At 66.1% G+C, this 22,252-nt stretch carries 22 protein-coding genes; 5 read left to right on the forward strand and 17 right to left on the reverse strand.

Annotated features, from left to right (window positions below):
* The first annotated feature begins 53 nt into the window (after positions 1–53).
* The 3 genes from AvAM_RS19515 (at position 54) to map (ending at position 3,189) form a co-directional block, all read left to right on the forward strand.
* Positions 54–1,985 (forward strand): sigma-54-dependent Fis family transcriptional regulator, encoded by a 1,932-nt coding sequence (locus tag AvAM_RS19515; RefSeq protein WP_137748586.1) that lies wholly within the window; start codon positions 54–56, stop codon positions 1,983–1,985.
* A 125-nt stretch (positions 1,986–2,110) separates the two neighbouring features.
* Positions 2,111–2,389 (forward strand): ParD-like family protein, encoded by a 279-nt coding sequence (locus tag AvAM_RS19520; RefSeq protein ID WP_137748587.1) that lies wholly within the window; start codon positions 2,111–2,113, stop codon positions 2,387–2,389.
* A complete protein-coding gene (gene map / locus AvAM_RS19525; RefSeq protein WP_137748588.1) occupies positions 2,389–3,189 on the forward strand; it encodes a type I methionyl aminopeptidase in 801 nt (266 codons plus the stop codon). Before AvAM_RS19520 ends, map begins: the two co-directional genes overlap by 1 nt.
* Before the next feature lie 33 nt (positions 3,190–3,222).
* On the opposite strand, the gene AvAM_RS19530 is transcribed toward map, so the two are convergent.
* From AvAM_RS19530 to AvAM_RS19560, 7 genes are all read right to left on the reverse strand, one after another.
* The gene (locus AvAM_RS19530) at positions 3,223–4,251 is read right to left on the reverse strand and encodes a phosphotransferase enzyme family protein (protein WP_137748589.1); all 1,029 of its coding nucleotides are present in this window, start codon (positions 4,249–4,251) and stop codon (positions 3,223–3,225) included.
* A gap of 197 nt (positions 4,252–4,448) precedes the next feature.
* Positions 4,449–5,162, reverse strand: a complete 714-nt coding sequence (locus AvAM_RS19535) for an SDR family NAD(P)-dependent oxidoreductase (RefSeq protein ID WP_137748590.1) — start codon at positions 5,160–5,162, stop codon at positions 4,449–4,451.
* A gap of 177 nt (positions 5,163–5,339) precedes the next feature.
* Entirely contained in the window at positions 5,340–6,902 is a 1,563-nt protein-coding gene (locus AvAM_RS19540) for a cryptochrome/photolyase family protein (protein WP_137748591.1), read from the reverse strand.
* Positions 6,899–8,215: a DASH family cryptochrome gene (locus AvAM_RS19545; RefSeq protein WP_137748592.1), complete on the reverse strand. Its 1,317-nt coding sequence runs from the start codon at positions 8,213–8,215 to the stop codon at positions 6,899–6,901. The genes AvAM_RS19540 and AvAM_RS19545 overlap by 4 nt, the downstream gene beginning before the upstream one ends.
* Positions 8,212–8,385, reverse strand: coding sequence for a DUF2256 domain-containing protein (locus AvAM_RS26175; RefSeq protein WP_137748593.1), 174 nt, complete (start codon positions 8,383–8,385; stop codon positions 8,212–8,214). Before AvAM_RS26175 ends, AvAM_RS19545 begins: the two co-directional genes overlap by 4 nt.
* Before the next feature lie 18 nt (positions 8,386–8,403).
* Positions 8,404–9,420 carry an NAD(P)/FAD-dependent oxidoreductase gene (locus tag AvAM_RS19555; RefSeq protein WP_137748594.1) on the reverse strand — a complete coding sequence of 339 codons (1,017 nt, stop codon included), beginning with the start codon at positions 9,418–9,420 and terminating at the stop codon, positions 8,404–8,406.
* A complete protein-coding gene (locus tag AvAM_RS19560; RefSeq protein ID WP_137748595.1) occupies positions 9,417–9,989 on the reverse strand; it encodes a lipocalin family protein in 573 nt (190 codons plus the stop codon). The genes AvAM_RS19555 and AvAM_RS19560 overlap by 4 nt, the downstream gene beginning before the upstream one ends.
* Positions 9,990–10,100: 111 nt before the next feature.
* On the opposite strand from AvAM_RS19560, the gene AvAM_RS19565 reads away from it, so the two are divergent.
* A complete protein-coding gene (locus AvAM_RS19565) occupies positions 10,101–10,343 on the forward strand; it encodes a glutaredoxin domain-containing protein (protein ID WP_137748596.1) in 243 nt (80 codons plus the stop codon).
* A 24-nt stretch (positions 10,344–10,367) separates the two neighbouring features.
* Here the strand turns inward: AvAM_RS19565 and AvAM_RS19570 are convergent, their stop codons facing one another.
* The 10 genes from AvAM_RS19570 to AvAM_RS19615 form a co-directional block, all read right to left on the reverse strand.
* The gene (locus tag AvAM_RS19570) at positions 10,368–10,835 is read right to left on the reverse strand and encodes a DM13 domain-containing protein (RefSeq protein WP_137748597.1); all 468 of its coding nucleotides are present in this window, start codon (positions 10,833–10,835) and stop codon (positions 10,368–10,370) included.
* Between the two features lie 80 nt (positions 10,836–10,915).
* A complete protein-coding gene (locus AvAM_RS19575; protein ID WP_137748598.1) occupies positions 10,916–11,782 on the reverse strand; it encodes an alpha/beta fold hydrolase in 867 nt (288 codons plus the stop codon).
* 175 nt (positions 11,783–11,957) lie between these two features.
* Positions 11,958–13,106: an ABC transporter substrate-binding protein gene (locus AvAM_RS19580; protein ID WP_137748599.1), complete on the reverse strand. Its 1,149-nt coding sequence runs from the start codon at positions 13,104–13,106 to the stop codon at positions 11,958–11,960.
* Between the two features lie 123 nt (positions 13,107–13,229).
* Positions 13,230–15,386 (reverse strand): D-(-)-3-hydroxybutyrate oligomer hydrolase, encoded by a 2,157-nt coding sequence (locus tag AvAM_RS19585; protein ID WP_137748600.1) that lies wholly within the window; start codon positions 15,384–15,386, stop codon positions 13,230–13,232.
* Between the two features lie 93 nt (positions 15,387–15,479).
* The gene (locus tag AvAM_RS19590; protein WP_137748601.1) at positions 15,480–16,553 is read right to left on the reverse strand and encodes a branched-chain amino acid ABC transporter permease; all 1,074 of its coding nucleotides are present in this window, start codon (positions 16,551–16,553) and stop codon (positions 15,480–15,482) included.
* A gap of 16 nt (positions 16,554–16,569) precedes the next feature.
* A complete protein-coding gene (locus AvAM_RS19595; RefSeq protein WP_108618353.1) occupies positions 16,570–17,556 on the reverse strand; it encodes a branched-chain amino acid ABC transporter permease in 987 nt (328 codons plus the stop codon).
* Between the two features lie 115 nt (positions 17,557–17,671).
* On the reverse strand, positions 17,672–18,415 hold the full coding sequence (locus AvAM_RS19600) for an ABC transporter ATP-binding protein (RefSeq protein WP_137748602.1): 744 nt from the start codon (positions 18,413–18,415) through the stop codon (positions 17,672–17,674).
* Positions 18,412–19,182, reverse strand: coding sequence for an ABC transporter ATP-binding protein (locus AvAM_RS19605; RefSeq protein WP_137748603.1), 771 nt, complete (start codon positions 19,180–19,182; stop codon positions 18,412–18,414). Before AvAM_RS19605 ends, AvAM_RS19600 begins: the two co-directional genes overlap by 4 nt.
* Positions 19,183–19,265: 83 nt before the next feature.
* Positions 19,266–20,747 (reverse strand): PHB depolymerase family esterase, encoded by a 1,482-nt coding sequence (locus AvAM_RS19610; RefSeq protein WP_137748604.1) that lies wholly within the window; start codon positions 20,745–20,747, stop codon positions 19,266–19,268.
* Positions 20,748–20,909: 162 nt separating this feature from the next.
* Positions 20,910–22,103, reverse strand: coding sequence for a substrate-binding domain-containing protein (locus tag AvAM_RS19615; RefSeq protein WP_137748605.1), 1,194 nt, complete (start codon positions 22,101–22,103; stop codon positions 20,910–20,912).
* Between AvAM_RS19615 and AvAM_RS25750 the strand changes: the two genes are divergently transcribed.
* Positions 22,102–22,251, forward strand: a complete 150-nt coding sequence (locus AvAM_RS25750; RefSeq protein WP_171012336.1) for a hypothetical protein — start codon at positions 22,102–22,104, stop codon at positions 22,249–22,251. The genes AvAM_RS19615 and AvAM_RS25750 overlap by 2 nt on opposite strands.
* The last annotated feature ends 1 nt before the right edge of the window (position 22,252 follow it).

A 22,252-nucleotide genomic window follows, 5' to 3' on the forward strand; every position in this document is an offset into this window, starting at 1 on the left:
TAGATCAAATGATCACTTTTTGATCAATTTCTGATCAACCTCCAGAGGACCCCATGCCCCGACGCCGCGTCTCACTGGCCGACCTGCACCGCACCGCCGTGGGCCAAGGCCAAGCCCTGCTGGGCACCGTGCCCGCGCCAGCGCCCCGCGCGCTGGGCGGCTTTGACACCCATGGCATCAGCCAGCACACCCACCCCACGGTGGCCGACATCAGCGAGTGCCTGTTCTTCTCGCCCGGCGACGGGCGCATCTGGCTGCAAGACCAGCGCATGATCCTGCTGCACTCCGAAGCCCTGGGCTCGCTGCGGCGTGAGCTGATCGACAGCATTGGCCTGGACAAGGCACGCGGCCTGCTGACCCGCGCAGGGTATGTGAGCGGCGCCCGCGACGCCCGCCTGGTGCGCCAGCAATGGCCCGACGCCGAACCCACCGCCGCCGCCATGGCTGGCACCCGCCTTCACGCGCTGGAGGGTGTGGTGCAGGTCGAGGTGGTGCACGCCCGATACAACGCCGAGCTGGGCGACTACGACGGCGAATTCATCTGGCACAACTCCAGCGAAGACGACGAGCACATCGCCGCCTACGGCGTGGGCGGCTCGCCCGCCTGCTGGATGCAGGTGGGCTACGCCACCGGCTACGTCAGCACCCTGTTTGGCCGCATGATCGTCTTCCGCGAGGTGGAGTGCCGATCCTCCGGCGCGGCGCACTGCCGCGTGATTGGCAAATCCGCCGAGCGCTGGGACGACCCCGAGCAAGACCTGTTCTACCTGAACGCCCAAGACTTTGTGGGCACCCCGCCCGCCGCGCTGGCCGACAAGCTGCTGGGCAAAGCAGGCCGTACCACCTACCTGGGCGTACCACCGGGCAAGGCCCCCGCAAGCGCTGCCACTCACAACACTCAAGAGCCCGCCGCCCACACCACCATGGTGGGCGCGTCATCGGCCTTTAACGCCGCCTGCCACATGCTGCAGCGCGTGGCCCCCACCGCCGCCACCGTGCTGTTCACTGGCGAATCGGGCGTGGGCAAGGAGATGTTTGCCAGCATGCTCCACCGCATCAGCCCGCGCAGCAGCCAGCCCTTTGTGGCCATCAACTGCGCAGCCATTCCCGAGACGCTGGTGGAGAGCGAACTCTTTGGCGTGGAGCGCGGCGCCTACACCGGCGCAGGCACATCGCGCCCCGGCCGGTTTGAGCGCGCCCACGGCGGCACTCTCTTCCTCGACGAAATCGGCACTCTGAGTTTGGTAGCCCAAGGCAAGCTGCTGCGCGCCCTGCAAGAAGGCGAGGTAGAGCGCGTGGGCGGCACCCGCACCGTGCGCGTGGACGTGCGCCTGGTGGCCGCCACCAACGTGGACCTGCGCCAGGCCGTGCGCGAAGGCACCTTCCGCGAGGATTTGTTCTACCGCTTGAACGTCTTCCCCATCCACCTGCCCCCGCTGCGCGAGCGGCGCGACGACATCCCGCTGCTGATGAGCCACTTCCTGGCCCACTACCAGCGCAAGCACCAGAGGCAAGTGCCCGGATTTAGCCAGGCGGCCGTGAAGGCGATGTTTCACTACCCCTTCCCCGGCAACATCCGCGAGCTGCAGAACCTGATTGAGCGGGCGGTGATCTTGGCGACGGATGGCGAGCCGATAGAGCCGCACCATTTGTTTGCGGGCGGTGAGCAAAGCTGCGGTGGGGTGATGTCGCTGCACCTGCAGGGCAACAGCGGGGGGACGTTGCATGTGCAGGGGGTGGCAGGTGTTGGGGCTGCGGTGCAGGCTCCGCCAGCGGCTGTAGCAGCGAGTGTGCGGAGTAGTGCGGGGCTAACGCCAGCCGCTTCGCCAGTAGTGGCACCGCTGCACCAGGCGGAAGAGCAGATGCTGCGGCAGGCGCTGCAGAGTGCGGGGGGGAACGTGGCGCTGGCGGGGCGGTTGCTGGGGATCAGCCGGGCGACGATGGCTTATCGGGTGAGGAAGTTTGGGATTGAAGTGGAACGCTGAGAAATGAAAGCGCGGCGAAGAAATCCCGTTACGAAGTGCCGCTGAAGACCCAGAGCCACATGGGTAAACTCAAAATACGCGAAACATATACAATTCGAATACGTTTCGCATAAAGGCAGTACCCCATGGGCATAGTCAAAATTTCCGACCAGATGCACGAAAACCTGCGTCTGGCCAGCACGGCGCTGAGCCGTTCCATCAACGCCCAGGCCGAGCACTGGATGCGTGTCGGCATGCTGGCCGAGTTGTATCCCGACCTGGACCACCGCGAAATTTGCCAGATGCTGGTGCGGGCCGAGCTGGCGGGTGGGCTGGATGTGGCGCTGGCGGCGCGGGGTGAGCTGGACAGCAAGCCTGCGGCAGACGTCACCCCCACCGCCCGCAGCAGAAAGCAGCCGCACTGATGGCCCGCGCTGACCGTGGGGTGCCGGTCCGCTCGGCCGAAGAACTGGTGATGGCGCGGCGGGCCGCACAACTGGCGGCCGAAGTGCTGGCGATGATCGAGCCGCATGTGGTTCCGGGCGTGACCACCGACGCGCTGGACCGCCTGTGCCATGACCACATCGTGAACGTGCAGGGCGCGCGGCCTGCCAATGTGGGCTATCTGGGCTACCCCAAGACGGTGCTGACCTCGGTGAACCATGTGGTGTGCCACGGCATCCCCTCGCCCCAGCAGACGCTGAAGAAGGGCGACATCGTGAACATTGATGTGGCGGTGGAAAAAGACGGCTGGTATGGCGACACCAGCCGCATGTATTGCGTGGGCGCGCCCAGCGTGCTCGCCCAGCGACTGGTGCACACGACCTACGAGGCGCTGTGCGCAGGCATCCGCACCGTGAAACCCGGAGCCACGCTGGGTGATGTGGGCCACGCCATTGCCACCGTGGCGCAGCGTGAGAACTTCAGCGTGGTGCGCGAGTACTGCGGCCACGGCATTGGCACCGTGTACCACGACGAGCCCCAGGTGCTGCACTACGGGCGGCGCGGCCAGGGGCTGCGGCTGGAGGCAGGGATGGTCTTCACCATCGAACCCATGCTGAACGCAGGCCAGCGCGAAACCAAGGAGCTGGCCGATGGCTGGACGGTGGTGACCAAGGACCGCTCGCTCTCGGCCCAGTGGGAACACATGGTGGCGGTGACAGACAGCGGGTTTGAGGTGCTGACGGCGTGGCCCGGGGGCACGGGCAGCTACCCGGCGATTTAGCAGCGATGGGGGCTGCGCGATGGGGTCGCCCCATCAGCCGCGCCGAAGCTCCAGACGGGCCCAGGCGGCCATCACATCGGGCTGCTTCTTGAGCCAGTCGGCAGACATCATGTTGGCGCCCCAGTGGTGGACGCGCGCCACGCCCTCCCCCATGTTCCACAGGTGCCGCAACTGCAAGAACAGGGGCAAGGCGGCGAGGTCGGCATCAGTGACAAGGCCGCCCCCTGCACGGTAGCCAGCCAGGTACTGCTGCCAGCGCTTGAGCAAAGCTTCATCGGGCTCCATGGGGGCCTTGCGCGGCAGGTTCGACCACAGCCACACACACAAGTCATAGGCCAGGAACCCTGGCCCGGCGTCGTCAAAGTCAAAGAAGGCTGCACGCTGCCCCCCCCCGGCATCGGTGTACACATGGTTGTTGAATCCATGTGTGTCGCCGTGGCACATCACGCGGGTCAAGGTGCCCTCCACCTCCGCCAGCTCGCTCAGAAGGCGCTCAATCAATTGCCGGTAGGCATCCAGCACGGCAGGGTCCAGCTCGGGATGGGCGGCAAGGTAGCCTAGCGTGCGGCCTGCCAGGTGGTGGCCGTCCAGCACATAGCGGCTGGCGGGGCCTGTGTAGCTTCGCGCAGCGCTGTGAATCTGGGCCAGCGTGGCGCCGGTCAGGTGCAGTTCCTCGGGCGTATCGGGCACGGCACCGTCGCAGTGGCGAAATAGCACCAGCGCACGCGGCCCCTCAGGGAACGGCAGGGTGATGCTAGTTGCTCCGTTAGCAGCCAACATCGGCATGGTCACACCCACACCCTGTGCGTGCAGGTGTGCCAGCAGCGCGACCTCGAAATCAACATTGAACGCGCCGCGCGGCCGAATGGCACAAAGCCGCGCCACGTAGCGGCTGCCATCCGTGGCCCGCACGGCGTAGTTGTCGTTCAGGTTGCGGCGGATCAGGTAGCACTGCTGCACTGGCAGGCCATAGTGCCGCGCCACCCAGTCGCTCACGGCAGAGGCTGCGGCTGTGGTGTGGGAGGAAATCAGGTTGAGGTCATCAGAGGTGGGTGAAAACATGCGGCATTCTCCATGGATGCAGCATGAAACACCCCTGCGGCGTGGTTTGATGTGGTTACGCCCAGACTTTTTTGCAGAACCACCGCAGCTGATGCAAGCGGGAAAACAGCCACATCACAAAAAAATGCCTAAAAGGGCTGCTCCCGCCTACTGGTATTGCACCATCGGTATCAAAATCATAGCAATCTGCCTCACCATCACCATGGCAGCTTGTCGCCGCTGTAGGTGTAGAGACCTCCCGTTTCCTCCACCGGCAACCCATCCAGCACCCGCAGCATGTCCGCCGCTGCGTCCACAGCCGGGCGACCAATTTCCGCGCCGTTGAACGGTGCCGACAGGGCCGAGTTGACGGTGCCCGGGTGCAGCGCCACCAGCACGGCCAGCGGGTGGGTGCGGGCCACTTCGATGGACGCCGTTTTGACCAGCATGTTGAGCGCAGCCTTGGAGGCGCGGTAGCTGTACCAGCCGCCCAGGCGGTTGTCGCCAATGCTGCCCACCTTGGCCGAGAGCACGGCCAGAAGGCCCCGCTCCTGCTTTGGCAGCAGTGGCGCAAAGTGCGCCAGCACGAGAGCGGGGCCGAAGGTGTTGGTGCGGAAGGTGGCTTCCATCTGCGCGTAGTTCAACTGGCCCAGGCGCTTTTCGGGCATGCCGTGGGGGCCGTGCAGCAGGCCTGCGGCGTGGATGATGCAGTGCCACGGCCCTTCGGCCTTGAGTTGCTGGGCGGCGGAGGCGATGGTGGCTTCGTCATCCAGATCGACCAGCGGGCTGGTGTGGCGGCCCAGGCCCATGGCCAGTGCGCAGCGAGGGTCGGACTGCAGGTGGGCGAGAAAGGCGCTGCCGATGGCGCCAGAGGCGCCGATGACGAGGGCGCGGTAGCCCTCGGGCAGGGACTGCAGGGATGGGATGGACATGGTCAAAACCTCTGGGTCAGTGTCTGCCTGCAAACAACCACCGTTCGGGCTGAGCCCGTCGAAGCCGGGGTGCGGGGGTGGCCCTCGACAGGCTCAGGCCGAACGGGTGGAGGGTTGCGGTGCGGCCCTTCGACAAGCTCAGGGCGAACGGGGAATGACAAACGGCGAGCATGGCGGCTACAAAGCATCCAGCCGCGTGCGCAGGCTGGCAGCATGCTCGCGCAGTGCATCCAGCTGCGGGCCCTGCATCTTTTGCAACTGGCGGTACACCATGCCGAGGCGAAAGTTGTTGCCCAGCGTGCCTTCGTTGCGCGCAAAAAAGTCCCAGTACAGGGCGTTGTACGGGCAGGCCCGTTCACCCACTTTTTGCTTTTTGTCGTAGTGGCAGCCGCTGCAGTAGTCGCTCATGCGGTCGATGTAGGCGGCGCTGCTCACGTACGGTTTGGTGGCCAGCAAGCCGCCGTCGGCAAACTGGCTCATGCCCACGGTGTTGGGCACTTCCACCCATTCAAAGGCGTCGATGTACACGCCCAGATACCAGCGGTGCACGGCGGCTGGATGAAGCCCCGCCAGCAGCGCAAAGTTGCCTATGACCATAAGGCGCTGGATGTGGTGGGCATACGCATGCTCCAGCGACTGGCCCACGGCGTGCTGCATGCAGCGCATGCGGGTCTGGCCCGTCCAGAACCACTCCGGCAGCGGCGTGTGGTGGCCCAGGGCGTTGCACTCGTCGTAGCCGGGCATGTGGGCCCAGTAGATGCCGCGCACGTATTCGCGCCAACCCAATATCTGGCGGATGAAGCCCTCCACGGCAGGTAGCGGCGCAGCGCCTGCGTGGTAGGCGGCTTGGGCGCGCTGCACCACCTCGTGCGGGCGCAGCATTTTGGTGTTAAGTGCGAAGGACAGCAGCGAATGAAACAGCCGCGTGCTCTTTGTGCTCATGGCATCTTCATAAGCGCCAAAGTGCGGCAGCGTGGCGGTGACGAAGTGATCCAGCCACGCCAGTGCCTCGGCCCGGTTCAGCGGCCATTGCAGCGCCTCCGCCTGCGGGTTGCCAAAGCTCCGCACGCCTGCGGCCTGGATGGTGGCCCACAGGGCGCTGTGGTCGTGTGTGGGGCGGGCGTCGGGCGGCAATGCGGGGGTGCCGGGCCAGGGTTTGCGGTTGTCGTGGTCGTAGTTCCACTGCCCGCCTTCGGGCTCGCCCGCTGCGTCGATGAGCACGCTGTGGCGCTGGCGCATGCGGCGGTAGAAGTGTTCCATGAGCCACTGCTTGCGGCCTTGGAACACCTCGGCCATTTCGGTGCGCGTGGTGTAGAAGTGCTCGCTGCTGACAGCCTGCACCGTAAAGGTTTGCTCTGCACCCCAGGCGCGCAGTTGCTCGTCCAGCCGCCACTCGTCGGGGTGCTGGTATTGCAGCGTCTGCGCACCGTAATGGGACATGAGGGCGGCCAGGTTGTCGGGCATCGACTGGCGGTTGCTGGCGTCGTCAATCGCCACATAGCGCACGCGGTGCCCGGCCTCGCGCAGGTGGCGGGCCAGGTCGCGCATGGCGGCAAAGATGGCGAGGATCTTTTGCGCGTGGTGCAGCACGTAGTCGGTCTCTTGCCGCACCTCCATCAGCACGTAGACCACGCCGTTGTCCTGCGTGGCAAACCACGAATGCTCGGGGTTGAGCTGGTCGCCCAGCAGCAGTCGCAGGGTGTGGGCACGCTGTGGGGTGGAAGGTTGCTGCGTGCTCATGCCGTGCCCCACATGCGGCGGTAGCTGCCGTCGGCGTCGTGGTCTTGCGCCTGCTTGATGGGGTTGAAGCGGCGGCCCCCGCGCGGGTCGGTGCCGCGCCCGGCAATGTAGAGCCAGTTGGCCTGGTTGCTGTACACGTCGTAGTCCACCAGTTGCGATTCAAACCACGCGGCGCCCGCGCGCCAGTCGCTGTGCAGGTCGTAGATGAGGTAACTGGCCACCACTTGGCGCAGGCGGTTGCTCAAGTAGCCGGTGGCAACCAGCTCGCGCATGGCGGCGTCCACCAAGGGCTCGCCCGTCTCGCCCCGGCACCAGCGATCAAAGCCGCGCGGGTTGTGTGGGGCGGGTGGTAGTTCTGACAGGCCGCGCGCCCGGTACAGCGCTGCGCAGTACTGCAGATGCAATAGCCGACAGTAGTCGCGCCACAGCAGTTCAAACCACAGCCAGTAGGTGCCATCGTTGGCACCGTGGTCGAGCTCAAAGGCTTTCAAGTCGGCATAGACCTGCCGGGGCGAGAGCGCCCCCGTCGCCAGCCAGGGCGAGAACTTGCTGGAGTAGTCCAGCCCCGTGAGTCCGTTGCGCGTGGCCTTGTAGCTGTGAGGCAGCTTGCGGGCCAGGTACTGCGCCAGGTGGGCCAGCGCGGCGGCTTCGCTGCCATCGCACGCTGGGGTGCCGTAGAGGAAGGACGAGCGTGCATCGCTGCCCTGCGGCGACGCGGGCTGCAGGATTGCTGCAGCGCCCTGCTCTGCGCCCACTGCTTGCAGCACGAGGGCTGGCACATCGGGCGGCGGCAGCAGCCGGGCGGGTGCAGGCAATGGTGCGGCGGGGGTGATGCCTGCACGCTCTACCTTCTGGCGAAAGCTGGTGAACACACCCGGCAGCTCAGAGGCAGGCCAGGGCATGTCAGTCGGGGGCAGCAGGCTGCTGTGCCACGCGGTACGCACCTGCAGGCCTGCGGCGCGGAGTGCAGCCACCTCGGCCTGCTCGTAGGGGGCGGCAATGTCTTCGCACACCACGGTGGTGGCCCCCACCGCCTGGGCCAGTTGCGGCAAGGCCGTGGCAGGCGGTGCCTGGCAGATCAGCAGCGGGTTGCCCAGTGCACGCATCTTCCCTTGCAGCCCGCGAATCGCCGCAGCGGTGAAGGCGCGGCGGTGTGGGCTGACACGGGCAAAGCCCCAGGGCGTGGATTCATCGGGCGTTGGCAGGCACACCACGGGCAGCAGGTGTGTGGCACCGCTAGTGAGGGCGGCGCGCAGCGCGGGTTGGTCGTGCAGGCGCAGGTCGCTGCGGAACCAGAACAGCACGGTGTTCATGCAGCGCCCTCATCCGTCGCCTTGCCCGCGCGCTTGCGCTCATTGCGGCAGCGGTCGGAGCAGTACTTCACCTCATCCCACACCTTCTCCCACTTCTTGCGCCAGGTGAAGAGCAGGCCGCAGTGTTGGCAGGTCTTTTGCGGCAGGTCAGATTTCTTGCGCATGCGCATGGCGGGCCTGTGGGTGTCTTATGCAGGCCGCAGCACCTGCTGCGCCAGCGCACGCCCGCTGAGCCACGCGCCTTCGACCTTGCCGCCGTGCAGCCAGTCACCACACAGGCCCACACGCAGCGGCGCGTCCCACCAGCAGCCCTGGGTCAGCGGGGCTTCGGTGTCGGCATAGCGCCAGCGGTGCGCGGTGGCGGTCTGGGGTGCGGGGCCGCCCAGGGCGGCAAAGGCGGCGAGCAAGGTGGCGGTAACAGCGCTCGCGTCGTCTTCGATGTGGACGTCGCTCCACGCGGCGGTGGCGTGCAGCAGCCAGGTCTCTGGCCCGGTGCGGCCAGGCTTGCTGCTGTCGCGCGCCACCCAGCGCAACGGGCCTGCATTGATGAAGGCGCCATCCCACGGCAGGGCCAGGGGCGCGGCGTAGCGCAGCATGAGTGCCCAGCTGCCGCGCATGCGCACGCTGGCGGCCGTAGCGGCGCCTGCGGGGGCCACAGGCGCGAGCAGGGAAACGGCCTGGGGCGCGGGCACGGCCAGCACCACGGCCCTGTAGCGCTGCGCGTGGGTGCCATGCTCGGCCGAGGTGATGGCCCAGCCATCGGCATGGTGCTGCAGGTGTTGCACCGTGGTCTGCCACTGTGTGGTGGCCTGCGGGCCCAGTTGCTGCACGAGCCAGGCGGCGGGCGCCGTCATGCGCGGCGCGCCCACAAAGCGCTCCAGCGGCGTGGCGGGGGTGGTCCAGGCGCTGCCATCAAAACTGGTCAGGCGGGCATCCCACAGCGCAGCCACACCGGCCTGCTGCCAGCGGGTAACCTCGGCGCGGAACTGCGGGTCGCGGGCGGTGAAATATTGCGCGCCGTGGTCGCACTGCCAGGGGCCGTTGTCGTCTTCAGCGCGGCGGGTGCTCATGCGGCCAGACGGGCCCCGGCTTTTGTCGAACAGGTGCACCGTATGCCCCGCCTGCAGCAATGCCTGGGCGCACGACAGGCCCGCCAGGCCTGCGCCGACGACGGCAATGGGCAAAGCGTTGGTGGCGCTGCTCATGGCTGCGGGTCCGTGCGCTCATGCGTCACCCAGATGAGGGCCTGGGTGTCGATGCCCAGCGCCTGCGCGCGGGCGATGAGCTGTTCGCGCAGCGTGGGAGGCAGCTGCTTGGTGCGCGACAAGATCCAGCAATAGCTGCGGTCCGGCCCCACCACCAGGGCCCATTGGTAGTTGGCGTCCAGCGCGGCCACGTGGTAGCCGCCGTAGAACGGGCCGAAGAACGACACCTTGAGCGAGGCGGTATTAGCATCGCCCGTGAACAGGGCCTTGCCCTCGGCCTGGCGCCAGTCGTTCTTGCCGGTGTCAAAACCCCGGTTGAGCACACGCACGCTGCCATCCGCCTGGCGCTGGTAGGTGGCGCTCACGTCGGTCATGCCGCGCTCGAACGAGTGGTCCAGTCGCGCTACCTCGTACCAGCGACCCTCGTAACGGGCCAGGTCGAACGGGGTGACAGGCGTGATGCCCTCGGGCGGGCGGGTGGACGAGCAGCCGCTGAGGGCGAGCGCCACCACCGCGAGCCCAAGCCAGGCACAACGGCGGAGACTGGATAGGAAGAGGAAGAAGGGCATAAATTACCAATTAGTCACAAAACAAACCAATTGGTATTCTGCCACCACAAACGCTGTTGTGGAGAAAGCCCGGCAGCAGCGGGTGCCATGGCCCGCCCGTAAACTCTGCCCATGACTTTTCAAATCACCGTTTACTCCAAATCCGCCTGCCCCCAGTGCGATTCGGCCAAGAAGCTGCTGCAGTCGCGTTCGCTGCCTTTTGAGGAAATCAAGATCGACGACGAGGCCGAGCGCCTGGCGTTTTATGCCAAGTGCGGGCCATCGGTGCGGCAGATGCCGCAGATCTTCATCAACAACCAGCGCGTGGGCGGGCTGGCAGGGCTGCAGGCTGCACTGGCCCAGATCAGCCAGTAACACCCGCGGTCGCCCCTCCCCTGGTTATTGGTACTTTGCGGCTGTGATGAACTCGCTGAAGGTTTCGCACCAGACGATCACGGTGTTGAACTTCGCGGGGTCCGCTCCCTGCGGCAGCGGGACGATGAAGTTATTGAACGTCTTTACATCGCCCACGCGCAGCATCTGGGGCTTGAGGCGCTTGAAGTCGGCCTCGGTCTCCACAAACTCGGGCGACAGGTAGAGCTTGTAGTCCGGCCCCGGGGCCAGCTTGCCCACCAGGCTGACCGCCTGTGGGCTGATGGACACGGCGCCCTCGCCCCAGTGCAGGGCGTCGCTGTCTTTCAGGTCACGGCGGAAGGTGGCGGTCCATTGCGCGGCGGGCAGGCCCGACCGGATTTGCTGCAGCGTCGGCGCATCCGGCGCGATCAGGATCGGCAACACATACACCCCCAGCGCAAAGCCCAAGGCCAGGGTGAGCAGGTGCGAGGCGATGAGCAGCAGGGGTTTCATGGCAATGGGTTGAGCGGCGTCGGCCCAATGTACCGCGCGCAGCCCTCGCCTTCAACGCTGCACAGCTCCCCGCTGTCCGTTCAGGACGCGCGGGCCAGAAACCCGTCCACCAGCGCGTAGTGCTCCGGCACATTGAGCGCGGGTGCATGGCCGCAGCCGGGCACCTCCACGACTTGCGCCTGGCCGCGCGCGCCGGGGCCGCGCGCCAGCATCTCGGCCGTGGTGTCGCGCAGCACCAGGTCTGACTCCGCGCCGCGCAGGCACAGCACGGGGATATCGAGCGCGTCGTAGTGGTCCCAGATCAGGTAGTCGTTGGCGTGGTGGGTGAACTGCTGCACCATGGCCGGGTCGTAGTGCGGCGTCACACGGCCGTCGGGCAGGCGGCGGGTGCTGCTCTCGGTCAGCAGGCGCCACTGCGCATCGCTGAGCCAGCCATAGGGCGTGTAGACCTGCCGGAAAAACGCCTCCAGCTCCCGCACGGTATCGAATGCGGGCGGGTGGCCCGCATAGGCCTTGATGCGTTCCAGCGCGGCGTCGGCCAGGCGCGGGGCATTGTCGTTGAGCAGCAGGCTCTGGATGCGGCCCTTGAGCTGCGGCTCGAACAAACCCGACGCGCACACGGTGCCGATGGCGCCGCCCATCGATGTACCCACCCAGTGCGCTTTCTCGATGCCCAACTGGTCGAACAGGTCGGCCGCAATGCGCGCGTAGAACGACAGGCGGTATTCATGATGCGGCGCGCGCGCCCACTGGCTCAGGCCCCGGCCCAGCGTGTCGGGGCAAATCACGCGGTAGCGCGATGCCAGGTGGGCGGCCAGCGGGTCCATGTCGCGCCCGGTGCGCGCGAGGCCGTGCCAGGCAATCACCACCGGGGCATCGGCCGCACCCCATTCCGTGTAATGGATTTCATAGCCAGCGCAGGTGGCGTAGCGTGATAACGGAGTCATGGTGGGCAACCTTGAGAGTCAGTGGAAGAGTGCAGGCTGCGGACAAAACAACCTGTGGATCGATAGCGGCTCACAAAACTCAGCGAAGCGGTCCTGGCTAGGCGTCGCGTCGCAGACAGTACTGGAAGTACGGCAAGACGCGACAACGACGCCAGGAGAGTTTTTTGAGCCGCGTTCATTTCATGAGGCGGCCATTGCTGCCGATTACGGTGACCTCGACGTAGCGCGAGCCGATGCGGTTGGTGGGCGAGTAGCCCAGAGTGATGCCGCCGAGGTCGTAGCTCTGCAGCGATTCGAGCGCCTTGACGACCTTGGCGCGCGTGGGCGCAGGCCCTGCACGGCGCAGAGCCTCTACCAGCACCTTGGCGCCCAGAAACTGCTCGAAGCTGGTGTAGTTGACCTCTGCCTCGGGGGCGTACTTCTTGAGCAGCGACTGGTATTCGCGCACCACGGGCAGCTGCGGCCGGTAGGGGTACGGAACCACCTGGCTGATGCCCAGGCCATGTGCGTTCTTGAGGCCCGCGAGCTTGACCAGCTCCGTCGGGTCCACCACCGAGATGTTGTAGAGCTGCGCACCACCGCCCTGCTCGCGGTAGCGCTGGATGAACGCTGCTGCAGGCTTGTTCACCGCAATCATGATGACCGCATGCACATCGACGGACTTGATGGCCTTGACGGCGTCGTCCACCTTGTCGGTATTGCGTTCGTAGCCCGCAGACACCACGAGCTTGAGGCCGCGCTTGGCCAGCGCCGCCTCCACCCCCGCCAGGCCCGCCTTGCCAAAACCATCGTCCTGGTACATCACAGCCACGCGGTTCATGCCCAGGGTGGTGAGCTGCTGCACCATGTGCTCGGCCTCGTCGGCATAGCCCGCACGCACATGAAAGATCCAGGGGTTGAACGGGTTGCGCAGCGACTCGCCCCCCGTGTAGGGCGCCACCAGCGCGGCGCCGCCCTGCTCCAGCACGCCATCGGACAGCAACTGGGTGATGTTGGCCGTGCCTGCAAAGCCGTACAGCGCCACCACCTCGGGCTTGGCCAGCAGCTCGCGGGTTGCCTTGACGGTGTCGGCGACCTTGTAGGCGTCGTCCACCACCGACTGGCGGATGCTGGCGCCGTGCACGCCGCCCTGGGCATTCACCCAGTCAAAATAGATCTTGCCGCCCAGCACCATCTGCGCGCCGGTGCTGGCCAGCACGCCGGTGAGCGGCGCCACCTGCCCCACCACAATCTCGGCAGCGTGCAGCGAGGGTGCTGTGGCGCCCCCCCACATCAGCGCCAATGCTGCCGCCGCGCTGCGGCCCCATGTCTTGACTTTGTCCATCTCGGTTCATCCCCTGGTTGAGTGGCTTGCAGCCGCGCCCACGGGCGGCGCTGGGGCATACAACCCCGGCGCGTGCCCGGCAGGCGACGGTGACGGTGTGTCGTCTGGCAAAGCTCCTTGGGGTCAGTCGGGGATGGCGATGGTGCCCGCCGTGATGGCGATGGCATTGGCGGCAGCAGGCGTGGTGGCCAGCGGCGGCACGTTGGCGGCCATGATGGCCGGGGCGCTGCCCGGTGTGCCGCCACGCGGCACCGTGCGCACCACCTGGCTGGCAGGCAAAGCCTTGCCGCTGGCGAGGTGGTCGTACACGGCGTCGAGCGCGTGGTTCAGGTACACGTGCAGCGGCACGTAGCGGCTGTCGTAGCCCGGCAGCACCGTGGGCAGGCCGATGAAGCTGTCGAAGTGCTGGGCGTTGGCCACCTCCACGTAGCTGAGCTTGCTGGCGGCGCCCTCGACCTTCTTGTTCAGCGCGGCATAGGGGCGCGAGGTATGGCTCACGGGCAGCAGCGCATCGGCGCGGCCATGTACGATCACGGCGGGCTTGCCACGCAGGTTACCGCTGCGGCGGGTTTCGTCCACACCGGCCTGCAGCTTCTTGGCAGCGGCGTCGGTGCCGGTGACCAGGTTGCGCAGGCACAGCGCGCCGCTCAGGTTCCAGTCGGCCACACCGGCGTCCGACACCGACAGGAAGTCGCGCGCCGGGCCCAGCTTGCCCAGGTTGTTGACCAGATTGATGCCGCCCGAGGGAGGCACGCCGTTGCCCGTAGCAAACAGCACGGGCAGCGCGGCTGCGGCCAGCGGCGTGACCCCGCCGGTGGCTGCCGTGGCGGCGTAGCTGAAGCCGCAGAGGTTGTCCCGGACGCTGGCGCGCGAGAGGCTGTTGGCAAAGGTCACGGCCACGGCCGGGGCCACTTCAAATGCAGCCAGCGAGGCATGCAGGTCGTTCGACTCGGGCTCCCAGCCATAGGCGCGCAGTTTCTCCAGCGCCTCTTCGGCCTGCGTGGCCGTGGTGCTGGCCGTGAGCAGACCCGCCGCCTTGAGCGACGCGCAGCGGTTGGGAGCGATGGGCAGCGCAGTGCTGGCAAACCCGGCCGCAAACGCTGCGGCAAAAGGGCTGGTGCTGACCGAGGGCGCGAGCGAAGCACAGGCCTGGTAGAGGTTGGCGTGGGTGGTGAAGTCCACCAGCGTCTTGCCGGTGACGGCCACATCGGCGCTGCCACGGCGCACCGTGACGCCGGGGTTGGCGGGCAGCTCCAGCGCGGGCTCAGACACGGCCACGCCGCTGATGAGGCCTTGCGTGTCCAGCTCGGCGGCGGCGATGGCAGCGCCACCGCCGTTGGAGATGCTGGATGCGATCACGATGGTGTTGGCCGGGGTCAGCGTCTTGAGGCGCTGGCCCGCTGCATCGGTGGCGCCGTAGCGCTGGTTGAGCACGTAGTAGCCAAACTCCACCGCCTGCAGGGTGGTCGTACCCCAGTCCTTCTCGGCGTTCTGGCCCGAGTGCGCGTGCTTGAAGGCGAAGCGGTTGGGCGTGGCGGTGTTGAAGGCAGCCAGTTCGGCAGCCGTGAGGCTCGCATTAAAGGCCGCGGCCTTGCCAGCTGCAGTGGCCGTGGTGCGTGTGCCGTCGATCAGCGGCACGGTGTCATTCATGAGGTCGTGCGGTGCGCCGCCCGTGCCCTTGTCAGAGTACGCCACGGCGCAGCCCTTCTTGAGGCCCCATTCGCCAGTGGAGATGCCGCCATACACACCGCGCGAGCCCGAGGCCGTGGCGGTGATCATGCAGGGCTTCTTGGGGTCGAAGCTGGCAGGCACCTGCACCATGAGGGTGACGTTCTTGCGGCCTGTGCCATCGTCGGCAAACGCGATGTATTCGGTGCCCGCCACCTTGCCCTCGCCGGTGGTGACCTTGCCCTGCGCATCCACGTTGGGGCCGTAGAGCGTGCCGTAGCCACCGGCCGCCGTCATGTCGAGCATGGCGCGGTAGTTGGTGTGGATGGCGGTACGGCGCAGCTCGGCCGCCGTGGGCTGGAGCGGGTCGGCAAATGCGGGGGGCGCAGCGGCGGCCAGGCCAGAGGCACCCAGGCCCGCCGTGAGCAGGTCGTTGCTGCCGCCGTCGTAGCTGGCCTCGCTGATTGCGCCCAGGTAGGCAGGCTTGGTGTTGAGTGCGGCGCTGTCGCCATCACTGCCACCGCAGGCAGCCAACACCGCAGCGGCCAGCACTGCGGGAACGAACGGACGAGAAAAGGGACGAAAACGCGGGTTCTTGATGCTCATCTTCATGTGCTTGTCTCCTGGAGTTTTTTCTTTGCGTCTTGTTGCACAGCTCACCCACACACCCAGGCCACGCCGGTCACCCGGCGCGGCCGGGGCCACTCACCCCGCCTTGCGCGCAGCTGCCGCGCGCAGGCGCCCCACCACACCGGTGGGGAAGTAATAGACAGACAGAACAAACAGCACGCCCAGCCACAGCAACCAGCGGTCGGGCGACAGCAGGGCCGACAGCCAGGGCAGACCCGAGGTGGCCTCGTGGCCCAGGCGCAGCAGATCCTGCAGGTAGCTTTGCGCCACCAGAAACAGCACGGCGCCAATGGCCGAGCCGTAGATCGTGCCCATGCCGCCGATCACCACGATGAGCAGGCAGTCCATCATGATTTCGAAGCTGAGCGAGGTGTCCGGCCCGTTGTAGCGCAGCCAGAGCGCGAGCATCGCGCCCGCCATAGTGGCAAACAGCGCCGACAGCACGCTCGATGTGGTGCGGTACACCACCACGCGGTAGCCAATGGCTTCGGCGCGGAACTCGTTTTCGCGGATGGCCTGCAGCACGCGGCCGAAGGGCGAGTTGACGATGCGCAGCAGCGCCAGCACCAGCGCCACGGCCGTGACGAAGAGCAGGTAGTAGCAGATCAGACGCCCGTCGATGGTCACGCCCAGGAAGGGATCGTCAAACGGCTCGAAGCTGGGCGACAGGATCTCGGGCACCTTGAAGGTGAGGCCGTCTTCGCCGCCGGTGATATCCGACAGCTGCGAGGCCAGCGTCTGGAAGGCGGCAGCCACGGCCAGCGTGATCATGGCGAAGAAGATGGCCCGCACGCGCAGCGAGAACAGGCCCACGGCCAGCGACAGCAGCAGCGACAGCAGCAGTGCGCCGCCAACACCCACACCCAGCGCGGTCCAGGTGGGCCCCAGGCGGGTAGTGGCCACGGCAATGCCATAGGCGCCAATGCCAAAGAACATGGTGTGCGCAAAGCTCACGATGCCGGTGTAGCCCAGCAGCAGGTCGAAGCTGGCGACCAGCACCACAAAGATCAGCACCTTGGCCGCCACAGACAGCGCCTTGACGCCGGGGAAAAGAAAGGGCGCAAACGCCAGCCCCAGCAGGAGGGTCACGAGGATGACCGCCAGCACCTTGCTGCGCGGGTAGTCGCCAGATAGAAGTCGATTCAGCATGTTGTGGGGCTCCTCATCAGCGGTTGGCAACCGGATAGACGCCTTGCGGGCGCCACAGCAGGATCGCGACCATGAGGGCAATGTTGGAGAACAGCGCCACCTTGGGCACCAGGAAGCCGGTGTAGTTGGCCATCAGCCCTACCAGCAGCGCACCGATGAGCGCCCCGCCCGTGCTGCCCAGGCCGCCGATGATGATCACGATGAAGATCAGCACGTTGACCTGCGCGCCCATCTGGGGCACCACGTTCTGCTGGTACAGGCCCCACATCACGCCGCCCAGGCCCGCCAGGGCCGAGCCCACCACGAACACGCCAATGAACAGGCGGCGTATGCGGTAGCCCAGGCTTTCGACCATCTCGCGGTCTTGCACACCAGCGCGGATCAGCAGGCCGACCTTGGTGCGCGACAGCGTCCAGGCCAGCACGCCGAACACCAGCAGGCCCACGGCCACGGCCACCAGGCGGTACTTTTCGATGGCCGCATCGCCCACCAGCAGCGAGCCGCGCATGCCTTCGGGCAGCGGCAGCGGAATCTGCTGCGGGCCCCAGATGACCTTGATGAGTTCTTCACCAATGATCATGCCGCCCATGGTAATGAGGATCTGCTTCAAGTGCTGGCCGTACACCGGCCGCACGATGAAGCGCTCGAACGCCAGGCCCACGGCCCCCGCCACCGCCATGGCCACCACCATGGCGGGCAGCACGGCCATCAGGTTGCGCCACAGCTCGGCGCTCTGGGTGTAGTCGCCCATGGCGCCCAGCACGCTGGTGGCCACAAAGGCACCGAGTGCAATGAACACGCCGTGACCGAAGTTCAGCACGTCCATGAGGCCAAACACCAGCGTGAGGCCCGAGGCGATGATGAAGATGATCATGCCCATGGCCAGCCCCGCCACCGTGAGCGTGAGCCAGGTGCTGGGCGAGCCCACAAAGGGCAGCACCAGCAGCGCCAGCGCAGGCACCAGGGCCAGGGGTTTCCAGTCGAAGTCGCGGGCCATGCTCATGCCAGGCCTCCTTGTTGGGGGGTGGGGGAATGTGCAATCACTATGCTTTTGATAGCTGCAATCGCATGATGGACGCGCGCAGACGGCCTGAAAAGCTTGAAACCAAGGGTGACACTCATAGCGCCAGCCCCAGCAGCGAGCGCTGCAGTTCTTCGTCTTGCGCCAGCGCGGCCATGCTGCCCGCATGCACCACCTGGCCGTTGTCCATCACGGCCACGGTGTCACCCAGTCGCTTGGCAAAGTTGATGTTTTGCTCGACGAGCAGGATGGTCACGCCACTCTTCTTGAGCTGGTCGAACGCATCGATCATGTTGTTGATGATGGCGGGCGCGAGGCCCTTGCTGGGCTCGTCCACGATGAGCAGATCGCGCGGCTCGACGATGGCGCGGCTCACAGCCACCATCTGCTTTTGGCCTCCGCTGAGCTTGCCTGCGGGGTGGTTCCAGAACTTCTCCACTGCTGGGAAGAGCTTGAAGATCCACTGCAGCCGCGCCTCGTCCATCTGCGCGGCATTGCGCGCGCTGCGGGCGGCCAGCAGCATGTTTTCCTTCACCGTGAGGTCGGCAAAGATGCCCATGTTCTCGGGCACATAGGCGATGTTCAGGCCGGCAATGGCGGGGGTGTTCATCGCGGTGATGTCTTTGCCGCCAAAGTGGATGGAGCCCTGCGACGCATGCCACAGGCCCATGATGGTGCGCAGCGTGGTCGTCTTGCCCGCGCCGTTGCGGCCCAGCAGCATGGTGAGCTGGCCCTTGGGCACGGCCAGGTCCACGCCGTGCAGGATGTGGTACGCGCCGATGTGCGTGTGCACGCCCTTGAGTTCGAGCAGGTTGGTGGTGCTTGCGTTGCTGGTGCTCATGCGGCCTCCTTGGTCACACCCAGGTAGGCCTCTTGCACCACGGGCGATGCGATCACCTCGGCCGGTGGGCCATCGGCCACCAGCGTGCCGTTGGTCAGCACGATGATGCGGTCGGCCAGCTCGCGCACCACGTCCATCTTGTGCTCCACCAGCAGGATGATCTTGGTCTTGTCCTTCTTCAGCTCGCGGATCAGGTTCAGGATCACGGGCGCCTCGTCATGGCTCATGCCGGCCGTGGGCTCGTCGAACATGTAGACCTGCGGCTCCAGCGCCATGAGCAATGCCACCTCCAGCTTGCGCTGGTCGCCGTGTGGCAGGCTGGCCACGGGGGTGTCGGCGCGGTCGGTCATGGCCACGGCCTGCAGGATCACGCGGGCGCGCTGGGTCAGCGCGGTGTGGTCGCTCCAGACGCTCCACAGGTTCAGGCCCCGGCGGTGCTTGCCCTCCTGTGTGGCCTGCACGGCCAGGCGCACGTTTTCGAGCACGCTGAGGTTGGGAAACAGGTTGGTGAGCTGGAACGCCCGGCCCAGGCCCGCGTGGGTGCGTGCCGAGACGGACTGGCCCGTAAGGTCCTGCCCGCCCAGCGTGACGCTGCCACTGGTGGCCTTGAGTTGCCCCGAGATCAGGTTGAAGTAGGTGGTCTTGCCCGCGCCGTTGGGGCCCACGATGGCGGTCAGCGTGCCGGGCTCGAACGAGCAGGTCACGCCGTTGACCGCCACGTGGCCGCCGAAGCGGATGGTCAAGTCCTTGGTGGCCAAGGTGCTCATGGGTGGGGGTTCACTTTCACGGTCTGAGTCAATCGATGGAAATGGGTGGGGCGCCCTGCCCTGCGGCAGCGCGCCCCGGCACTTTAAGGACAAGTGCCGATAACGTAGTAGTTGGTGCTGGTCTGCTTCAAGGTGTTGGTGACGAACACATTCCACAGGCCCATGTTCTGGTTGGAGCCCAGCGCATAGGTATAGCCCCCGGCGGCATAGGCGCGCCCGGCCAGCGTGTGTGCATAGTTGCTGGCCGTGGTGCAGGTGGCCGTGCCGCCCGAGCCCGCCAGCGTGGTGCCCGACGCAGCGGCCGATGTGGCGCCTTCGGCCCCATTGGCATCGGCGGCGCGCACTGTCCAGCTGTAGGTGGTGGATGCGGCCAGGCCGGTGTCGGTGTAGCTGGTAGCAGTGACGGGCAGCGCGTTGACCTTGTTGGCGTTGCGGTACACGTTGTAGCTGGCTGCGCCCGTGACAGCGGCCCAGCCGATGGCCATGCTGCTGGCGGTGGCGCCCGAGGTGCTCACGCCCGTGGGGGCAGGCAGGGCCACAGGGTCAGGGGGCGTGGTGCCGCCCGTGCCGCTGGAGACGCGGTCCACCATGGCTTTGATGGCCGCCATCTGCGGGCCGGACTTCTTGGAATAGTTGGCGCTGTCATAGCCCCACCAGTCCCAGCAGCTGTTGGTGGCTGCAGTGCTGGTCTGCGGGTACAGCATCACGATGTTGTTGGTGTCGGCCCAGCGGTTGTAGCCCGTGTTGCGCACGTACTGCTGCTGCACGTCACTGATGTTCTGCTTGCAGCCATGCAGCACCACATGCAGCTTGCAGGTGGCCGTGCCGCCCGCCTGGCAGGCCTGGGGCACATAAGCCCAGCCCGTGGTGGCCATGCCGTGGTTGCTGATGAATTCGCTCTGGTTGAACTCGATGTAGTTGCCGGTGGGCAAGGTGGCGTTGTTGCGAGCGTTCAGCGTGCCGTACAGGTGCTGCAGCATGGCACCGGCCAGGTCGAAGTTGCAGTCGCTGATGTAGGGCGCGCCCTTGGTGGAGCAGCCATTGCCGTAGTCGGCCGTCACCATCGCGTGTTCGGCCGCGATGTCTTTCTTGTAGACCACGTTGGCCGTGGGCACGAAGCTGTTGTAGTAGGTGCGCAGCGCGTCCATGGCACCGGTCTTGACCACGCTGTCGAGCGTGCCTGAGAACAGGTAGACCTTGGAGCTTTGCAGGTTGGCCACGGGGTCGATCACGCCCTGGCTGGCCCAGGTGTTGGTGGTGCTCACCAGCGTGCTGGTGGGGATGCCTGCGGGGCTGGCCATGCAGCGCCCGGTGGCATTGACGACCGATCCTTCAGCGCAATAGAACGGGCCGCCAGCGACCACGCCCGCGCCCTTGGCAAACGTGGCCGAATACGCCACGTGCAACTGCACCGCCATGAAGCCGCCCGAGGACAGGCCCGACACGGTGGTCTGCGTCTTGTCGATCTTGAGTGCTGGCAGGTTGACGGCGGCAAAGGCGCTGCCCGTGCCACACAGTGCCATTGCAGCCCCTGCTGCAGCCGCCCGGATGAAATTGAAAGCCATGTTGTCTTGTCTCCAAATAATTTTTGAGAAAAACCGACCCAGCCCCCGTGTAATCCGGGGGTTCATGCATCAATTCACTGGAAAAAAAGGGGCGGCCGCCCCCGCGAGGATGGATCCCCGCCGGACTGAACAATCGTCAGCCAGCGGGGCCACGCAAACCGTTTATCGCTTGTTGCGAATCGGAACTTGCATCTCTTCAGGCTTGATCTCGCGCACCAGCTCGGGCACGCCCCAGGCAAAGGCCGGGTCCACCTTGATCTTGAAGTGGTACATGCTCTGCATGGCCTGGTGGTCTTCCTTGCGGAAGGTCATCTTGCCCTTGGGCGTCTCGAAGCTCATGCCCTCCATGGTCTTGATGAGCTTGTTGGTGTTGGTGTCACCGTTCGTGGCCTTGAGGGCCGTGACCAGCGCCATGGCAGAGCTGAAACCACCGGCGGTGAAGAAGTCTGGCGGAGTCTTGAACTCCTTGTAGTGCGCGGCCACCAGGGCTTCGTTCACGGGGTTCTTGGGGATGCCGAAGTAGTAGTACGTGGCGCCTTCCATGCCCGGGAAGTTCTTGTACGCAGCCATGGCGGGCAGGATGTTGCCGCCCGTGGCGATCTCGATGCCGTAGCGCTTGAGGTCCAGATCAGCGATCTTGAACGGGTTGCCTGCACCGGCCCAGATGATGAAGATGACCTTGCGGCCGGGCACGTCCTTGAGCTTGTCGATCAGGCGCTGGGCACCGGCGGTGAAGTCGGTGGTGGTGGTGGGCAGGTATTCCTCGTGCACCAGCTTGGCGTTCTTGAGCGCGTCCTTGAAGGCCTTCACGCCGTCGCGGCCGAAGGCATAGTCCTGCGCCAGCGTGGCCACGGTCACGCCCGCCTTGTCGATGGCCACGGCGTTGGAGATGGCGTCCTGGCTGCTGTTGCGGCCGGTGCGGAAGATGTACTTGTTCCACTTGTCGCCGGTGATGGCATCGGCCACGGCGGGCTCGACCAGCAGGATCTTCTTGTATTCCTCGGCCACGGGCAGCAGGGCCAGGGCCACGCCGCTGGAGGTGGGGCCGACGGCGATGTCGGCCTTGTCGTCCGAGTAGGCCGAGGCCAGCAAGCTTTTGCCCAGATCGGGCTTGCCCTGGTCATCCTTCTCGATCACGACGAGCTTCTTGCCATTGACGGTCATGCTGCCGCCGGTGGCGTAGTTCAGGCCCATCATCAGGCCGGTCTGGGTCTGCTTGCCATAGGCTTCCAACGGGCCGGTCTTGCTGTAGACGTGGGCGATGCGGATTTCGCCGGTCTGGGCGAAAGCGGGGGCGGAAAGCGTGGCGGCGGTAACGGCTGCAGTGGCGAGGGTGACCAGAGTGCGACGGTGCATGGCGATGTCTCCTGTTGTGATGCCTGAACATTGCACAGTTTGTGCCAGCTCGCAAGCTATTGATTTGTATGAAACTTCTGCTAACACCTCAGAAGCAGTGTCTGAAATTAGTGCAGTTGATTTGCCTGAATTTCAGACATTTGCCTGAA

The organism is Acidovorax sp. NB1 (genome assembly GCF_005405905.1).
In the GTDB taxonomy this organism is placed as follows: Bacteria; Pseudomonadota; Gammaproteobacteria; order Burkholderiales; family Burkholderiaceae_C; genus Acidovorax.

Bases quoted from the DNA above. Each gene is read 5' to 3' on its own strand.
- AvAM_RS19515 (WP_137748586.1), top strand. From the start codon at position 54: ATGCCCCGACGCCGCGTCTCACTGGCCGACCTGCACCGCACCGCCGTG.
- AvAM_RS19520 (WP_137748587.1), top strand. From the start codon at position 2,111: ATGGGCATAGTCAAAATTTCCGACCAGATGCACGAAAACCTGCGTCTG.
- map (WP_137748588.1), top strand. From the start codon at position 2,389: ATGGCCCGCGCTGACCGTGGGGTGCCGGTCCGCTCGGCCGAAGAACTG.
- AvAM_RS19530 (WP_137748589.1), bottom strand. From the start codon at position 4,251: ATGTTTTCACCCACCTCTGATGACCTCAACCTGATTTCCTCCCACACC.
- AvAM_RS19535 (WP_137748590.1), bottom strand. From the start codon at position 5,162: ATGTCCATCCCATCCCTGCAGTCCCTGCCCGAGGGCTACCGCGCCCTC.
- AvAM_RS19540 (WP_137748591.1), bottom strand. From the start codon at position 6,902: ATGAGCACGCAGCAACCTTCCACCCCACAGCGTGCCCACACCCTGCGA.
- AvAM_RS19545 (WP_137748592.1), bottom strand. From the start codon at position 8,215: ATGAACACCGTGCTGTTCTGGTTCCGCAGCGACCTGCGCCTGCACGAC.
- AvAM_RS26175 (WP_137748593.1), bottom strand. From the start codon at position 8,385: ATGCGCATGCGCAAGAAATCTGACCTGCCGCAAAAGACCTGCCAACAC.
- AvAM_RS19555 (WP_137748594.1), bottom strand. From the start codon at position 9,420: ATGAGCAGCGCCACCAACGCTTTGCCCATTGCCGTCGTCGGCGCAGGC.
- AvAM_RS19560 (WP_137748595.1), bottom strand. From the start codon at position 9,989: ATGCCCTTCTTCCTCTTCCTATCCAGTCTCCGCCGTTGTGCCTGGCTT.
- AvAM_RS19565 (WP_137748596.1), top strand. From the start codon at position 10,101: ATGACTTTTCAAATCACCGTTTACTCCAAATCCGCCTGCCCCCAGTGC.
- AvAM_RS19570 (WP_137748597.1), bottom strand. From the start codon at position 10,835: ATGAAACCCCTGCTGCTCATCGCCTCGCACCTGCTCACCCTGGCCTTG.
- AvAM_RS19575 (WP_137748598.1), bottom strand. From the start codon at position 11,782: ATGACTCCGTTATCACGCTACGCCACCTGCGCTGGCTATGAAATCCAT.
- AvAM_RS19580 (WP_137748599.1), bottom strand. From the start codon at position 13,106: ATGGACAAAGTCAAGACATGGGGCCGCAGCGCGGCGGCAGCATTGGCG.
- AvAM_RS19585 (WP_137748600.1), bottom strand. From the start codon at position 15,386: ATGAAGATGAGCATCAAGAACCCGCGTTTTCGTCCCTTTTCTCGTCCG.
- AvAM_RS19590 (WP_137748601.1), bottom strand. From the start codon at position 16,553: ATGCTGAATCGACTTCTATCTGGCGACTACCCGCGCAGCAAGGTGCTG.
- AvAM_RS19595 (WP_108618353.1), bottom strand. From the start codon at position 17,556: ATGAGCATGGCCCGCGACTTCGACTGGAAACCCCTGGCCCTGGTGCCT.
- AvAM_RS19600 (WP_137748602.1), bottom strand. From the start codon at position 18,415: ATGAGCACCAGCAACGCAAGCACCACCAACCTGCTCGAACTCAAGGGC.
- AvAM_RS19605 (WP_137748603.1), bottom strand. From the start codon at position 19,182: ATGAGCACCTTGGCCACCAAGGACTTGACCATCCGCTTCGGCGGCCAC.
- AvAM_RS19610 (WP_137748604.1), bottom strand. From the start codon at position 20,747: ATGGCTTTCAATTTCATCCGGGCGGCTGCAGCAGGGGCTGCAATGGCA.
- AvAM_RS25750 (WP_171012336.1), top strand. From the start codon at position 22,102: ATGGCGATGTCTCCTGTTGTGATGCCTGAACATTGCACAGTTTGTGCC.
- AvAM_RS19615 (WP_137748605.1), bottom strand. From the start codon at position 22,103: ATGCACCGTCGCACTCTGGTCACCCTCGCCACTGCAGCCGTTACCGCC.